Genomic DNA, 14,483 nt, shown 5'->3' on the forward strand with positions numbered 1-14,483 from the left:
TGAGACGACAATGGCGAAGGCATTGGACGGGATCTTTGCGCTCCTGCTGCTGATAGGGGCTGTGCTCCATGGCTACGGAACGATAACCGGCTATCAGCCCGGCACCGAGATTTTCGTCTGGTCGCTGTCGGGAAGCCTGGCTGCTGCGCTGATCGCCGTGCTCAATCTGTTGCGCCGCGAGCGGCGCGGCGACCGCGTGCTGGCGTTGATCTGCCTCGTGGCCAGCCTCGCCTGGGCGGGGCTGGTGCTGGGCTTCGGCGCCGCGATCGGCAACATGCTCGATGCGCGGGTTCTGTGGCACGTGATCGCAGCGCTGGCGCTGGCTTTCTTCAGCCTGAAATCGATGACCGAACGGCGGCTTTCGATCTAGGCGCAGAGGCGTGGCGGCGGCGGGAGATCGCCAAGCCGTCACGGATGTTCAACCCGATCAGAACGAGATTGGTCGCGCCGGCGACGAGCTCCAGCCCCTGAACGAGATAGAAGGCCGTATCGAAGGCGCCGGCTTCCGCTTTGGTTGCAAGGAAGATGGCCGACGGCAGCAGGATCAGGAGGCCATTGCCTGCTATGAACGGCATGCGCCGTTTCTTGGCGACGACCGCGGGAAGGCGCATGCCGCGACCGAGCGAAAAACCGCTGGCGCCGGTCGCGACAAGGGCCGGGATGAGGACGACCATGCCCGACAGGATGGCGGACTTGACCCAGGCGATTGCCGCGGTCGAGCCTGAGAGTTCGGTCGCGGCCGTTCCCAGCCAGAAAGTTGCGATCAGGAAGAAGGCGAGCATGCCCGCCAAGGCATGGAGATGGTGCAGTTTCATGGCAAGCTCCATTCAATAGCATGCTATATACTATTGCATAGTATGCTATTTAAATCAAGGTGACGCATGGTTTTCGAAAAGAGCGGATCGGCGGGGTATCTCGCCAACCACATGGCGCGGCTGTTCGCACTCGGGCTGCAGGATCGGATCAGGCCTCTCGGCCTGGCGCCCGCGCAGTTCATGCTGCTGATCGAACTCTGGCGCGAGGACGGGCTGAGCCAGCGCGACCTCGTCGAGCGGCTGGATGTCGAGCAGGCAACGATCGCCAACACGTTGGCGCGCATGGAGCGCGACGGGCTGATCACCCGCGCGCCGCATCAGGGGGATGCCCGCATGAAGCTCATTCGCCTGACGCCGAAGGCGCGCCGGATCGAGGCCGAGGCGATAGCGGCGGCGCGCGCACAGAACGCGGCGGCGCTCGGTGACCTGACACAGGCCGAGCGTGAGCAGTTTCTCGACATGATGCGCCGGGTGATCACGCGCATGCAGGCACGGGGCGAACGGGCGGAGCGACGGCCCTCGGGGTGATCAGAAAAAGGCTGCCGCGGCAGCCTTTCAACCGCCGATCACGACGACGAACACGCGGCTTAAGGCTTCCCGACCCTTGATGACATGGGTGAGACGGCCAGGGAATTGGAGATAGTCCCCCTCGCCGAGAATTACAGTGCGATCCGCGACGCGGATCTCCACCTCGCCGCTGAGCACCAAAAAGATCTCCTCTCCCGAATGATTGGCTTCACTCGGACGTTCCGCCTCGGCGGCGACCTCGACCAGGAATGCGCTCACTGCGCGATTTTCCGAGGGACGGCTCAGCATGGCGTAGAGATAGCCGCCGTTTTCGGCCGGAGCCGTGTGCATTTTCCGGTCCTGACGCCGCACCACGTGGAGTGCCTCCTCGTCCAGGGTCTCGCCCAGAAGCGACGACACTGACGTGTCGAGGGCGGCCGCCAGCCTGATCAGGGCCGCGACCGAGAGCGATTTCTGACCCCGCTCGAATCGCGAGAGGTGCCCCTTGCTCAACCCGGTCTGCGCCGCCAACTGATCTAGCGTGATGTTCCGGCTGATGCGCAAGGCGCGCGCCTGGAAACCGTAGCCGACGGTCTCCTCGGTTCGGGTAGCTTCCTGCTTGTTCAATTCGAATAGCTCTGTTGTCGCTGTTGTCCCTTGGGGCACAGGCAGAGATAGCAGTTTCAGCCGCGACCGTCGACGCGGCATCGAAAGCAAAGGTTCAAACGAGATTTGCCGGCAGAGGACTTGCGTGTTCGATCGTGTCTTGCTACGAAGTTGCCCATTGGACAACTAAGTTGTCTTGACGGTGACCGGCGGCAACGGGCCGGACTGAAGTCGGCCTTGGATGTCGGCACGAGAGGAGGGCAATCGCGATGACGGTCTGGTCGGGGCATGTGGATGCCCTTCATCTTGCGCCGCGCTCCTTCCTTCCGATGAAGGCGGCGGGGGAGCTGTTGCTGATCGCGGGCAAGGGCGTGGAAGGCGATCGTTACGCGACAGGAGAAGGCTTCTATTCCGACCGTCCGGAAGAGGGGCGGCAGGTGACGCTTTTCGAGGTCGAAACGCTGGAAGCACTCCTGCGCGACCATCAGGTGACGCTCGGCGCCGCCGATCATCGCCGCAATGTGACCACACGCAATGTGCCCCTCAACCACCTGGTCGGCCACAGGTTCAGGATCGGCGGCACGGTCCTGGAAGGAACCAGGCTGAGCACACCGTGCCGTCATATCGAGCAGATTACGGGGCAGGAGATCTTCACGCTCCTGCTCAATCGTTCGGGCCTGCACGCGCGCATCCTGCGAGGCGGTCGCATACGCCTGGGCGACGCCATCATGCCGGAGTGAACGCGGTGCCCAAGCTGATCCACAGAGTGACGACCAAGGTCGTCGGTATGGAAGCGGTCTGCGACGATGTCGTCGCCATCGAGCTGTCCGATCCTGACGGCTGGAGACTGCCGCCCTTCGCGGCGGGTTCCCATATCGATGTCCATCTGCCGAACGGGACGGTGCGCCAGTATTCGCTGATCGGCGACCCCGCCGAGGCCGATCGCTACCGGATCGCCGTGCGGCGCGAGGATGGCGGTCGCGGGGGCTCCTTGTGCCTTCATCGCGACGTCGCGGTGGGAACCATTCTGCCGGTCTCGCTGCCGCGCAATCATTTCGGGCTCGCCGCAACCCGAAGGCATGTGATGATTGCCGGAGGTATCGGCATTACGCCTTTCCTGTCGATGATCCCCGAGATCGAACGGGCTGGAGGCGACTTCGAGTTGCATTTCTCCTCGCGGTCTAGGGCAAACGCGCCTTTCCTGAAGCGGCTCCAGCCCATCGCGGAAAGCGGAAGGCTGATGCACTATTTCAGCCGGGAAAGGGAGCCGGGCCGGATCGATCTGGCCGGCGTCCTGAACGCGGCCGCGCCGGAAGCTCACGTCTATTGCTGCGGTCCTTCATCCCTGATCCATGCGGTTCAGGAGATCGCCGGGACCTTGCTGCCGGAGGACAGGCTTCACGTCGAGCATTTCGGCCCCACCGCCGCGACGGCAAGCGCAGCCTATTCGCTCGAACTCGCCAGAAGCGGTCGAAAGATAGAGGTTCCCGAAGGGCTGACCATGCTGGATGCGCTGCGGCGAGCCGGCATCGACATGCCTGCGTCCTGCGAGGCCGGCGTATGCCTCGACTGCAGGATACGATTCCTGGATGGCGTGCCGGTTCATCGCGACCTGGTCATGAAGCCTGCCGAACGACTGCAATTCCTGACGCCCTGTGTTTCCGGATGTTCAGGCGCGACGCTGGTGCTGGATCTTTGAGGAGGGGAAGGAAGCAATGACAGCGAACTCCGACACGACAATCGTGCTCGTCCACGGTTCCTGGGGAGGCGGATGGGTCTGGGACGAGGTCGTCGCAAGCCTGACCGGCGCAGGCAGGCGCATCCTGGCGCCCACGCTTACGGGCCTCGGCGATCGCGCGCATCTGATCCATGAGGGCATCGATCATGAACTCCATGCAGAGGACATCGTCCAGACGATCGAATTCGCCGATGCCTCCAACATCGTTCTCGTCGGGCACAGCTATGGCGGGCTCGTCGCCAGCGCGGTCGCCTGTCGTATCCCGGAAAGGATCCGATCTCTCGTCATTGTCGACGGTTTTCTTGCCGAGACGGGACGCTCGATCTTCGACCTGCATCCCGAAATCCGCGCCATCATCGAACCGCTGCTCAACCCGATGGCGCCCTGGCAGATAATGCCTTTGCCGGCTTCCGCTCTCGGCCTGCCGGACGGACCGCAGGCGAGGCGTCACGACGCCAGGAGCCGCCCCATGCCTGTCCGGACCCATTCCGCGCCGTTCCGTGAAGATGTGGCGCGGATGACGGCAATCGAGCGGCACTACATCAGATGCACCGACTTTCCGATCTTCGCGGCGACGGCCGAGAAGGCAGAGCGGGAGGGCTGGCGCCGTGGCGATATCGAGACCGGCCACATGGTCATGTTCACGCAGCCCGGCGAACTCGCCCGCAGAATCCAGAACATCGCGACAATGGAAGGGTGACATGAAGAACGAACATGATGTCGTCATCGTGGGTGCGGGGCCTGTCGGACTCTGGCTTGCGTGCGAACTGAGGCTTGCGGGCGTCGACGTGGCTCTGCTCGATCGACGTGACGAGCCTGCACGCCAGTCGCGAGCCCTGACCATTCACGGACGGACCCTGGAAGTGTTCGCCTTGCGAGGGCTGGAGGCGCGATTCCTCGCTTCCGGCAGGCCCATTCCGACGGGACACTACGGCGTGCTCGACACCAGGCTCGATTTCTCGCCGTTCCGGAGTCGTTATCCTTTCACCCTGTTCATTCCCCAAGCCACGACCGAGGCCATGCTCGAGGAGCGGGCACGCGAGCTTGGCGTCGATATCATGCGCGGCTGGACTGCCGAGAGCATCGACGATACCGGCGCAGACGTGATCGTCTCCGCCGAGGGAAAGGAAGGCAGAATCAGGCTTGCGGCATCCTACGTCGTCGGCGCGGATGGCGCGCGCAGCATCGTGCGGCGGGAGACCGGCATTCCATTCGAAGGCTATCCGGCCACGCAGACGCTCGTCCTTGGCGATGTGGTGCTCGGCGAGCTCTTGCCAAGACCGGTCATCTCGTCGGTCAATGCGCGTGGCTGCGCCATGATCGCGCCGCTCGGTGACGGGATCCATCACCGCATCGTCCTTCTCGACCCAGACAGAAGCGCGGTCGCGCAGAACGAGCCGCTGACTCTGGGCGAATTGCAGGCATCAACCCGCAAGATTCTGGGAAGCGATTTTGGCGCGGCCGATGCGATCTGGCTTTCCCGCTTCACCGACGAGACGCGACTTGCACGGACCTACCGCAAGGGCAGGGTGCTGCTGGCCGGCGATGCTGCTCACATTCACATGCCCGCAGGCGGCCAGGGCATGAATGTCGGCATCCAGGATGCCATGAATCTGGGCTGGAAGCTTGCGGCCGTCGTGAAGGGTTCGGCGCCCGAAAGCCTGCTCGACAGCTATGAGGGCGAACGGCGCCCGGTCGGCGAACGGCTTTACGCCAATACCCTCTCCCAGACAGCCCTGGTGAGCGCCTTCGGTCCTTCCGGTCAGGCACTGCGCGCCACCATGGAAACGCTGCTCAAGATACCGGCGGTGAACAGGTTCCTTGCCGGAGAGCTTTCCGGCTTCGACGTCGCCTATGATGAGGCTGCCGGATACGGCGGGGCCGACGGTAGGCTGCGTCCCGGGAGCCGCGTTCCCGATATCGACCTGACGACGAAGGAAGGAGAGCTGGCCGGACTGCACAGCTTCTTGACCGACGGCAAGTGGCTGTCCCTGTCGTTGGCAGACGGGGCGGTCGCACCGCGTCCCGACTGGCTGGGCGACCGGGATGTCCGTGGTCTTCGCGCGTCCGCCAAGGATGAGCTGTTCACGGGATACTCGGCCCTGCTGGTCCGTCCCGACGGCTATCTCGCCTCGGCGACCTGAAGCGAGCAGTCCCAAGGGAAGTCTCAAAGGGAAAGGAACCCCCATGCAGCGTCTCAATCCTTCCACCATGGCACCGCCCGTCATGGACCTCTACTCCCAGATCACCGTGTCGCCTGCCGGAGCACGTTTCGCGGCAATCTCCGGCCAGGTTGCGATCGACGGCGAAGGCGCCCTCGTCGGTCAGGGCAGCCATGCAGGGCAGGCGCGCCAGTGTTTCTTCAACATACGCCGCGCATTGGAAGCGATCGGAGCGACGCCTGCGGATATATTGCAGATGCGGATACATGTCGTGGACCACTCGCCGGCACGGATCGAGGACATTTTCGGCGCCGGCCGTGAGATTTTCGGTGAGGACTGGCCGCTCTGTGCGAGTACCTATATCGGGGTGGCGTGTCTTGGTCTGCCCGATTGGCTGGTTGAGATCGATGCCATCGTCGCACTGTCGCAATAGCGTTCTGTCAGGAGGCTGACCCACGCCGGTACCATAGGCATTGACGGCCCCGCCGACCGGCCCAAATTCGATGCGGTTGCACCGGAAGGAGGCCACGATGCTCGACGACAGCCCGAAACCGACTATTGCCCGCATCTGGCGAGGCCGCACCAGGCGCGAGATCGCCGAGGCCTATGAGCCCTATCTCCACGAGGCCGGCATCAGGCCGTTGATGGAGAAGGCGCTCGGCGTCCAGAACTTCCGCGAGGATCGCGCCGATGAGAGCGAGTTCATCACGATTTCCTACTGGGAAAGCGTCGAAGCCATGGCGCGATTCACCGGCGGCGACCCGACACAAATCCATCATCTGCCGCGAGACGCCGAGTTCCTGATCGAGCTCCCGAAGGAGGTCCAGATCCTGCGCATCCTGACCAGTCACGGCCAGACCGGGCAATAGAGCGCCGCGCGTCCATCTGGACGCGCAAGGGACAGTTTATCTCTTTGAATCTGCGCACCGTGCTTTCCGAAGATCGTGCTCGATTTTCGGATCGATGCGGTAGGCGCAGCCCCGGCACACCGCTTGTCAGCCGGTGGCGGACTTCGTACTCTTTGCCGGCCGGACATCGATCCGGCGATCGAATTGCAGGGAGGATCGAATGGATACCCCACGCAATCGTGACGACGCCGAAGCCTTCGCGGCCCATCCCAAGACGACCGGCCGCCTCCAGGGCCTCCCGCCGATGAGCGGGGCGGAGTATCTCGAAGAACTGCGTGACGGCCGCGAAGTCTATATCTATGGCGAGCGGGTCAAGGACGTCACCACGCATCCGGCGTTCCGCAACACGGCGCGCATGGTGGCCAGGCTCTATGACGCGCTTGGCGACGAGAAGGTGAAGGACAAGATCCTGCTGCCGACCGATACCGGCAATGGCGGCATGACCCATGCCTATTTCAAGGCGCCGAAGACGGCAGCGGAGCTGCTGCAGGGGCGCAGCGCCATCGCCGAATGGGCGAAGCTCACCTATGGCTGGCTCGGCCGCGCGCCCGACTACAAGGCCTCGTTCCTCGCCACGCTCGGCGCCAATGCCGAATTCTACGATCCCTATCAGGACAATGCCCGCAACTGGTACCGCTTCTGCCAGGAGCGGGTGCCATATATCAATCACGCCATCATCCATCCGCCCGTCGACCGCGACCGGCCGCCCAACGAGGTGGCCGATGTCTGCGCGCATGTGGAGAACGAGACCGACGCCGGCATCATCGTCTCCGGCGCGAAGGTCGTGGCGACCAACTCGGTGCTTTCCAACTACACCTTCGTGGCCCATCACGGGCTGATCCCGCTGCAGGATAAGGACTACGCGCTGGTCTTCATGGTGCCGACCAATGCGCCGGGGGTGAAATTCATCTGCCGGACCTCGTACGAGATGACATCCACGGTGATGGGCAGCCCGTTCGACTACCCTCTGTCCAGCCGGCTCGACGAGAACGATGCCGTGTTCATCATGGACAAGGTGCTGGTCCCCTGGGAGAACGTCTTCGTTTTCGGCGACATCGAGAAGGCCAACAATTTCTTCCCGAGAACCGGCTTCCTGCCGCGCTTCGTGGTGCATGGCTGCACCCGGCTGGCCGTCAAGCTCGACTTCATCTCCGGCCTGCTGCTCAAGGCGGTCGAGGCGGCCGGCACCAAGGACTATCGCGGCGTCCAGGCCAATGTCGGCGAGGTGATCGCCTGGCGCAATCTGTTCTGGTCGCTCTCGGACGCGATGGTGCGCGATCCCAGACCCTGGATCGGCGACTATATCCTGCCAAACATGGACGCCGGCAACGCCTATCAGGTCATCGCGACGATCGTCTATTCGAAGATAAAGTACATCATCGAGCAGACGGTCGCTTCCGGGCTGATCTATCTCAACAGCCATGCGCTCGATTTCAAGAACCCGGAGCTTCGACCCTATCTCGACCGCTACCTGCGCGGCTCGAACGGCTACAAGGCCGAAGATCGGGTGAAGCTGATGAAGCTCCTGTGGGACACGCTGTCGACGGAATTCGGCGGCCGCCACGAGCTCTACGAGATCAACTACAGCGGCTCGACCGAGGAGATCCGCCGCTATTGCCTCTTCGGGGCCCAGGCGTCTGGCAATGCCGACAGGTTCCGGGGCTTCGCCGAGCAATGCATGGCCGAATACGACCTCGACGGCTGGCGCGTTCCCGATCTCACCGATCCCGGTGAACTGAGCTATCACGTCCGCAAGGGCGCCAAGTGACGATGAGCGTCGAGGGCGACGAACCCCAGCAGGTTCCGGTCCACATCGACCCGCTCGAATTCCGACGGGTCATGGGCCAGTTCGCCACCGGCGTTGCCGTCATATCGACGATCCACGCCGGCGAGATGCGCGGCATGACGGCCAACGCCTTCATGTCCGGCTCGCTCGAGCCGCCGCTCTGTGTCGTCTCCATCGCCAAGCGCGCCCGCATGCATGGGCTCATCAGCGAAACGCGACGCTTCGTGGTCAATGTGCTGGCCCATCACCAGAGCGAGGTGGCCATCCATTTCTCGGGCCGTCCCAGCCCGAGGGCCATCATCGATCTGGGCTGGATCCACGGCCTGCCCATGCTGCGGGACGCGCTGGCGCATATGGCCGCCGATGTGGTGGCCGAGCACGAATGCGGCGATCACACGCTCTTCGTCGGCCAACTCTTCCACATCGACGCCGGCAAGTTCGGCCAGCCCTTGCTTTATCACCAGAGCCGGTTCGCCTCGCTGTTGCACAGCAAGCAGGACCAGGCGATCACGGTGCCGGAGTTTTGGTGAAACCAAGCGATTAGCGAGTAGCCGATAGCGAACAGGGGAAGAGACCGTCAGCTTTGCTGTGCGCCGCTCGTTTCCTCGATCCTCTTCCGCAGGAAGCGTCGTTCCGGTTCCTGGGTCGCGAGCGACAAGGCCCGCTCATAGGCCGTTCGTGCTTCATCATTGCGGCCGAGGCGCCTCAAGAGGTCGGCTCTCGCGGAATGGGCCAGGTGGTACCGATCGAGATCGCCGCGCGCCAGGATGGCGTCGATGAGGGCGATGCCGACCTCTGGCCCGTCGCGCATGGCGACCGCCACGGCACGGTTGAGCTCGACGACCGGCGACGGTTCGGCCTTGAGCAAAAGGTCGTAGAGGCTTGCGATCGCGTGCCAGTCGGTCGCATCTGCATGGATCGCGCTGGCGTGCTTTGCGGCGATCGCCGCCTGGATGCAGTAGGGACCGAAACGTCCCAAGGACAGCGTCCGCTCCGCCAGCCGTGTGCCTTCGGCGATCTGGCCCTTGTTCCAGAGCGAGCGGTCCTGGTCGGCGAAGAGAACGATCTCACCGGACGGCGACGTGCGGGCTGCGCGCCGCGATTCGTGAAGCAGCATCAGGGCGAGCAGTCCGATCGCCTCCGGTTCGGGCAGAACCTCCACGACAAGCCGCCCGAGGCGGATCGCCTCGTCGCTGAGGTCATGGCGGGTCAGGATTTCGCCCGACGACGCCGAATAGCCTTCGTTGAAGACGAGATAGACGACGTGCAGCACGGTCTCCAGCCGGCCTGGCAGCTCGTTGCGATCCGGCACCTCATAGGGAATGCGGGCGTCGCGGATCTTGGTCTTCGCCCGCACGATGCGCTGGGCGATCGCCGGGGGCGTGGCGAGGAACGCCCGGGCGATCTCTTCGGTCGTGAGGCCGCAGATTTCGCGCAGCGTCAGCGCGACCTGGGCGTCCGGCCCGATCGCGGGGTGGCAGCAGGTGAAGATCAGCCTCAGCCGGTCGTCCTCGATGTCTTCCTGCTCGTCCGGAGACGCGGCCATGTCCTGTTCCAGGCGCAGGGCGAGTTCGGTCAGCGAGGCGTCGAAACGGCTGCGCCGGCGCAGGCGGTCGATCGCGCCGAACCTGCCCGCCGAGATCAGCCAGCTGCGCGGATTGCCGGGAAGGCCGTCGCGCGGCCATTGCCTTGCCGCCGCAACGAAGGCGTCATGCAGGGCCTCCTCGGCGAGATCGAAATCGCCGAGGAGACGGATCAAGGTCGCGAGCACGCGCCGTGATTCCGAGCGATACACGGCCTCGATGGTCTCGCGCATCGGTTCGGCGGGGGGCTCCATCGCGCCCTCAGAGATCCATGATTGGCCGTACCTCGATGCTGCCGAGCTTGGCCAGCGGTATTCCGGCGGCGATGTGGATTGCCTGGTCGAGGTCTTTCGCTTCGATCAGGATGAAGCCGCCCAGGATCTCCTTGGTTTCGGCGAAGGGGCCGTCCGTCGTCGACATCCTGCCGTCGCGGACCCGCACCGTGGTCGCCGTGGAGACCGGCTCGAGCGCATGGGCGAGGATGAGGTGGCCGGCCTTGTCGAGTTCCTGGTCATAGGCCAGCGAGTCGCGCGTGAGCGTGGCATCCTCGCTCGGGCTTAGCGCCTGAAGATCCTTCGCTTCGAAATAGACAAGGCAGAGATATTTCATTTCGGCGCTCCTATGGCTACGCGGGATTGTCGACGCTGATGGTCGTGCGTGGAAGCCCGGATTCGACAAGCGCCGGGAAAAAATTCCCGACGAGAGAGCGCGACGAAAATTCCGTCGCCCTGATGTCGATTGCCTGGCTGCCGGATCGACCAAGGCACGAAACAACTCGTCCACGGGAGAGTGCAATGGACATGCTGGTATTGGCGGCTCATCTGAGCGGCAATGGTTTTCGGTTGCAGCAGGCCGGGCAGAGCGCCTCGTTGCTGGTCCTTGCATTGCTGTTGATCGCCTTTGTGGTCGCTGCCCTGGAGGCAGCCTCGGCTTAGGGCGCTCCATCCATTATGAGGCGTCCTGCGATTTTGGGGCGCTCAGGACCTTTGACGAGGATTGCATTTCCCCAGAACCTGCCGAGGCGCAGCCTATCTGCGCGATAGCGGTTCCCCGAGCTACGGTCCGGCGGGGCCATCGGTCGGCGCCGGCCTTCACCAAGGCTTGATTGGATGGGTGAGGCGAGGGCTCTAACTTTCCGGTCTTCAAGTGCGGAAAGGGAACGCCATGCCAATCATCACCCAGGCGATGATCGACGCCTATGACGAATTCACCCATGTGACGCTCGACCGCCGCCGTTTCATGGAAACGCTGACCAAGCTTGCCGGCTCCGCCGCGGCGGCGGCAGCAATCGCGCCGCTGCTCGCCGCAGATCCGGCGCATGCGGCCATGGTGGCGGAGGACGACAATCGTCTCAAAGGCGAAGACGTCACCTATCCCGGTAGTTCCGGCGAGATGAAAGGCTATCTGGTGCGGCAGGCCGATGCGGCCGGAAAGCTGCCCGCCGTCATCGTGGTGCATGAGAATCGCGGCCTCAATCCCCACATTCGCGACGTCGCGCGACGCATGGCGCTGGAAGGGTTCCTCGTGCTCGCGCCCGACTTCATGTCGCCGCTGGGCGGCACGCCCGCCGACGACGACAAGGCGCGCGACCTCTTCAATCAGCTCGATATGGCCCGGGTCGTCGCGGACGGCGTCGCCACCGTCGCTTTCCTGAAGGGCGATGCCGCCTCGAACGGCAAGGTCGGCGCGGTCGGCTTCTGCTGGGGCGGGGGCACGGTCAATGCGCTGGCCGTTGCAGCCCCCGATCTCGATGCTGCCGTCGCCTATTACGGCATGCAGCCGAAAGACGCTGCCGAGATCGCCAGGATCGGCGCGCCTCTTCTCCTGCACTATGCCGGGCTGGACGAGCGCATCAATGCCGGCATACCCGACTTCCGGAAGGAACTGGATGCCGAAGGCAAGGAGTATCAGATCTTCATGTATGAGGGCGTCCAGCACGCCTTCAACAACGAGACATCCGAAGCGCGCTACAATGAAGAGGCGGCCGATCTCGCCTGGAGCCGCACGATCGCCTTCTTCAAGGAGAAGCTGGCATAGATGGCGCCATCGTTGATACGTGTGTTCGAAGCGGACGGCATACCGAACAGCGCGTTGCCGCTTGTGATATGGAAGGACCGCCTGCCCGGCGCGGCGCGCGAAGGGGGGCCGGCATGCGCCCTCTACCGCCGCAACGGCTGGAGCGGCACATGGGTCTATACGGTCTACCCCTTCTGGCATTTCCATACGCACGGCCATGAAGTGCTGGGCTGTGTCGGCGGTCGGGCGCGGATCGGTTTTGGCGGCGATGCAGGGATCGTGATCGACGTCGAGCGGGGCGATGTGGCGGTGGTTCCCGCCGGGGTCGGCCACAGGAAGATCCAGGCCACGGACGATTTCCTGATGGCGGGTGGTTATCCGCCGGGACAGCAGGGCAACATCGTAAGGTCCGGAGAACTGGACGACAAGCGGATCGCCGCCGAGATCGGGAGGGTCGGCCTGCCCGAGAGCGATCCGGTCACCGGCCTCGCGGACGGCGTCGTGACCGTCTGGCGGAGAGCAACAAGCTGAGTCTCGCGACTTGATCATGCCGGCTGCGCCGCGTCTCGCGACGGCCCGTTGCTTCAGCCGGGCGGGTCGGGCGGCGGCCTGTGCAGGGCAACGCCCGAGACCACCAGCGCAATGCCGAGCACGTCGCGCATGTCGGGAAACTGCCGCAGGACAATGATGCCGATCAATGTGGCGCTGAGCGGCAACAGCGCCAGCATCAGCGCAAAACTCGCACGCGGCAGCCGGGCCATGGCCATCTGGTCGCAGATGTAGGGGATGACCGACGAGCAGATGCCGACGCCGATCGCCGCACCGAGCAGGATCGGCGAGGTGAGGGCGGTGGTCGCCTCGCGCAGGCCGAAAGGCAGGACGAACAGCAAGGCGATGGCCATCGCCGCCCCGAGCCCGGCAATGCCGCCGCCCGCGCCCCGGTGGGCAAGGCGGTGGCCGAGCACGACATAACCCACGAACAGCACGCCGTTCAGCAATGCCCAGAACAAGCCGGCCGGATCGCTCGCCCATTGCGGGTCCAACAGGCAGAAGGTGCCGACAACGGCCATGACGAGCGCAAGGACGTTGCGCCCTGTGCGCAGCCCGGCCAAGGCCAGCGCGATCGTGCCGACGAATTCGATCGCCGCGACCAGGGACATCGGCAGGCGTTCGAGGGCGAGATAGAAGGAGCAGTTCATCAGGGCAAGGCAGGCGCCGAAGGCGACGAGCAGCAGTCGCGTCTCAATGTCGGCCACGGCGAATGTCCGCCACGGCCGGGTGAGGGGGGCGAAGGCGGCAGCTGCCGTCGCGATGCGCAGCCAGGCGACGCCCAGCACGCCGATGGACGGGACGAGAAGCACCGCGAAGGCGGGGCCCAGATAGTGGAAGACGGCGCTGATGCCGAACCAGAGCTGCGGCGGAACGGATTGCGCCAGGCGCGAAGCGGTGCCGGTTGCTGCCTGCATGGGAGCCTCCACGAGGCAGTGTCCGCGGCGGAGCGGATTGCCAACTGCCTGCTGTTCGAGAAACGGGCATTCCTGTTGTATTCCTGAACCCAAATATCGCAGGCTGTTTGCTCGAATTATATGGATAATGCTATGGTGACAAACTGATGTTGGCGTCGATACGGAGGTAGAAATGGCAAATCGCCTTCGAAGCGAAAATTCCGGTCACGACGGGGTCGATACGCGTATCCTGCGAATCCTGGCCGACGATGCCCGAACGAGCGTCGCCGAGATCGCGCGGGCCGTGGGCATGTCGGCCCCGAGCGTTTCCGAGCGGATCAGGCGGCTCCAGGACAACGGAACGATCGAGGGCTACACGATCCGGATCGACCCGGCGGCCTTCGGCCTGCCGCTGTCGGCATGGCTTAGGATCCGGCCGGTCCCTGGCGAGTTGGCCCGGGTGAGCGAGATCATCAAGGCCATTCCGCAGGTGGTAAGCTGCGATCGCGTGACCGGCGAGGACTGTTTCGTCGCCCGCGTCCATGTGCGTTCCGTCGGCGATCTGGAAGCGGTGATCGACCGGATCATCCCTTATGCGATGACCAACACGGCCATCGTGCAATCGTCACCCGTCCCGCCGCGCCTGCCAGATATCGGGGAGGACCCCGATCGATGAGATCACGCCCGGCGCCTTCGAATCACATTCCCAGGCGCTTCGATCGGGCGTGCTTGACGACACGGCGCCAGCGCAGGATGTCGATGGGGATCGGTTTCCTGACGGAGACGATACGCGAGATCTCGCCATCGATGTTCTGCAGCGTGTGCCGCAGGTCATCGTCGGTCAGTCGAGGATCCGCGGCCAGCTTCTCGGCGGTCGCATGAATGTCTGTCGTCGTCACGGTTCCTCACCCCGGCGC

20 protein-coding genes are annotated in these 14,483 nt (G+C 64.2%); 14 read left to right on the forward strand and 6 right to left on the reverse strand.

Annotated features, from left to right (window positions below):
* The first annotated feature begins 10 nt into the window (after nucleotides 1-10).
* Entirely contained in the window at nucleotides 11-370 is a 360-nt protein-coding gene (locus tag JN302_RS19480) for a hypothetical protein (RefSeq protein WP_202314305.1), read from the forward strand.
* Here JN302_RS19480 and JN302_RS19485 read toward each other — a convergent pair.
* Nucleotides 330-815, reverse strand: a complete 486-nt coding sequence (locus JN302_RS19485) for a hypothetical protein (RefSeq protein WP_202314306.1) — start codon at nucleotides 813-815, stop codon at nucleotides 330-332. The two genes, JN302_RS19480 and JN302_RS19485, sit on opposite strands and share 41 nt — an antisense overlap.
* Nucleotides 816-881: 66 nt before the next feature.
* On the opposite strand from JN302_RS19485, the gene JN302_RS19490 reads away from it, so the two are divergent.
* Nucleotides 882-1,343 (forward strand): MarR family winged helix-turn-helix transcriptional regulator, encoded by a 462-nt coding sequence (locus JN302_RS19490; protein ID WP_202314307.1) that lies wholly within the window; start codon nucleotides 882-884, stop codon nucleotides 1,341-1,343.
* Between the two features lie 27 nt (nucleotides 1,344-1,370).
* Here the strand turns inward: JN302_RS19490 and JN302_RS19495 are convergent, their stop codons facing one another.
* Nucleotides 1,371-1,949, reverse strand: coding sequence for a helix-turn-helix domain-containing protein (locus tag JN302_RS19495; RefSeq protein ID WP_202334125.1), 579 nt, complete (start codon nucleotides 1,947-1,949; stop codon nucleotides 1,371-1,373).
* Between the two features lie 248 nt (nucleotides 1,950-2,197).
* On the opposite strand from JN302_RS19495, the gene JN302_RS19500 reads away from it, so the two are divergent.
* The 8 genes from JN302_RS19500 (at nucleotide 2,198) to JN302_RS19535 (ending at nucleotide 9,052) form a co-directional block, all read left to right on the forward strand.
* On the forward strand, nucleotides 2,198-2,668 hold the full coding sequence (locus JN302_RS19500; RefSeq protein WP_202334126.1) for an MOSC domain-containing protein: 471 nt from the start codon (nucleotides 2,198-2,200) through the stop codon (nucleotides 2,666-2,668).
* Nucleotides 2,669-2,673: 5 nt separating this feature from the next.
* Nucleotides 2,674-3,627: a PDR/VanB family oxidoreductase gene (locus JN302_RS19505; protein ID WP_202334127.1), complete on the forward strand. Its 954-nt coding sequence runs from the start codon at nucleotides 2,674-2,676 to the stop codon at nucleotides 3,625-3,627.
* Nucleotides 3,628-3,643: 16 nt separating this feature from the next.
* Entirely contained in the window at nucleotides 3,644-4,366 is a 723-nt protein-coding gene (locus JN302_RS19510) for an alpha/beta fold hydrolase (RefSeq protein ID WP_202334128.1), read from the forward strand.
* Nucleotide 4,367: 1 nt separating this feature from the next.
* The gene (locus JN302_RS19515; RefSeq protein WP_202334129.1) at nucleotides 4,368-5,810 is read left to right on the forward strand and encodes an FAD-dependent oxidoreductase; all 1,443 of its coding nucleotides are present in this window, start codon (nucleotides 4,368-4,370) and stop codon (nucleotides 5,808-5,810) included.
* A 43-nt stretch (nucleotides 5,811-5,853) separates the two neighbouring features.
* A complete protein-coding gene (locus JN302_RS19520; protein ID WP_202334130.1) occupies nucleotides 5,854-6,261 on the forward strand; it encodes a RidA family protein in 408 nt (135 codons plus the stop codon).
* Between the two features lie 97 nt (nucleotides 6,262-6,358).
* A complete protein-coding gene (locus tag JN302_RS19525) occupies nucleotides 6,359-6,697 on the forward strand; it encodes an antibiotic biosynthesis monooxygenase family protein (RefSeq protein ID WP_202334131.1) in 339 nt (112 codons plus the stop codon).
* 199 nt (nucleotides 6,698-6,896) lie between these two features.
* Nucleotides 6,897-8,504, forward strand: coding sequence for a 4-hydroxyphenylacetate 3-hydroxylase N-terminal domain-containing protein (locus tag JN302_RS19530; RefSeq protein ID WP_244846537.1), 1,608 nt, complete (start codon nucleotides 6,897-6,899; stop codon nucleotides 8,502-8,504).
* Between the two features lie 2 nt (nucleotides 8,505-8,506).
* On the forward strand, nucleotides 8,507-9,052 hold the full coding sequence (locus tag JN302_RS19535) for a flavin reductase family protein (protein ID WP_202314321.1): 546 nt from the start codon (nucleotides 8,507-8,509) through the stop codon (nucleotides 9,050-9,052).
* 47 nt (nucleotides 9,053-9,099) lie between these two features.
* Here the strand turns inward: JN302_RS19535 and JN302_RS19540 are convergent, their stop codons facing one another.
* On the reverse strand, nucleotides 9,100-10,338 hold the full coding sequence (locus JN302_RS19540; RefSeq protein ID WP_202334354.1) for an RNA polymerase sigma factor: 1,239 nt from the start codon (nucleotides 10,336-10,338) through the stop codon (nucleotides 9,100-9,102).
* Nucleotides 10,339-10,366: 28 nt separating this feature from the next.
* Nucleotides 10,367-10,714: a YciI family protein gene (locus tag JN302_RS19545; protein WP_202314323.1), complete on the reverse strand. Its 348-nt coding sequence runs from the start codon at nucleotides 10,712-10,714 to the stop codon at nucleotides 10,367-10,369.
* A 26-nt stretch (nucleotides 10,715-10,740) separates the two neighbouring features.
* Here JN302_RS19545 and JN302_RS19550 point away from each other — a divergent pair, with 26 nt between their 5' ends.
* The 3 genes from JN302_RS19550 (at nucleotide 10,741) to JN302_RS19560 (ending at nucleotide 12,652) form a co-directional block, all read left to right on the forward strand.
* The gene (locus JN302_RS19550; protein WP_202328639.1) at nucleotides 10,741-11,040 is read left to right on the forward strand and encodes a hypothetical protein; all 300 of its coding nucleotides are present in this window, start codon (nucleotides 10,741-10,743) and stop codon (nucleotides 11,038-11,040) included.
* 229 nt (nucleotides 11,041-11,269) lie between these two features.
* Nucleotides 11,270-12,142 carry a dienelactone hydrolase family protein gene (locus tag JN302_RS19555; protein WP_244845771.1) on the forward strand — a complete coding sequence of 291 codons (873 nt, stop codon included), beginning with the start codon at nucleotides 11,270-11,272 and terminating at the stop codon, nucleotides 12,140-12,142.
* Nucleotides 12,143-12,652, forward strand: a complete 510-nt coding sequence (locus JN302_RS19560) for a hypothetical protein (RefSeq protein ID WP_202328641.1) — start codon at nucleotides 12,143-12,145, stop codon at nucleotides 12,650-12,652.
* A gap of 53 nt (nucleotides 12,653-12,705) precedes the next feature.
* Here JN302_RS19560 and JN302_RS19565 read toward each other — a convergent pair whose 3' ends face one another.
* Nucleotides 12,706-13,587, reverse strand: a complete 882-nt coding sequence (locus tag JN302_RS19565) for an EamA family transporter (RefSeq protein WP_202328642.1) — start codon at nucleotides 13,585-13,587, stop codon at nucleotides 12,706-12,708.
* A 172-nt stretch (nucleotides 13,588-13,759) separates the two neighbouring features.
* On the opposite strand from JN302_RS19565, the gene JN302_RS19570 reads away from it, so the two are divergent.
* Complete coding sequence (locus JN302_RS19570) at nucleotides 13,760-14,242, forward strand: Lrp/AsnC family transcriptional regulator (RefSeq protein ID WP_202328643.1); 483 nt, start codon at nucleotides 13,760-13,762, stop codon at nucleotides 14,240-14,242.
* A 22-nt stretch (nucleotides 14,243-14,264) separates the two neighbouring features.
* On the opposite strand, the gene JN302_RS19575 is transcribed toward JN302_RS19570, so the two are convergent.
* Nucleotides 14,265-14,465, reverse strand: coding sequence for a hypothetical protein (locus tag JN302_RS19575; protein ID WP_202314328.1), 201 nt, complete (start codon nucleotides 14,463-14,465; stop codon nucleotides 14,265-14,267).
* Between the last annotated feature and the right edge of the window lie 18 nt (nucleotides 14,466-14,483).

The sequence above is a fragment of the Mesorhizobium sp. L-8-3 genome, assembly GCF_016756615.1.
Taxonomy (GTDB): Bacteria; Pseudomonadota; Alphaproteobacteria; order Rhizobiales; family Rhizobiaceae.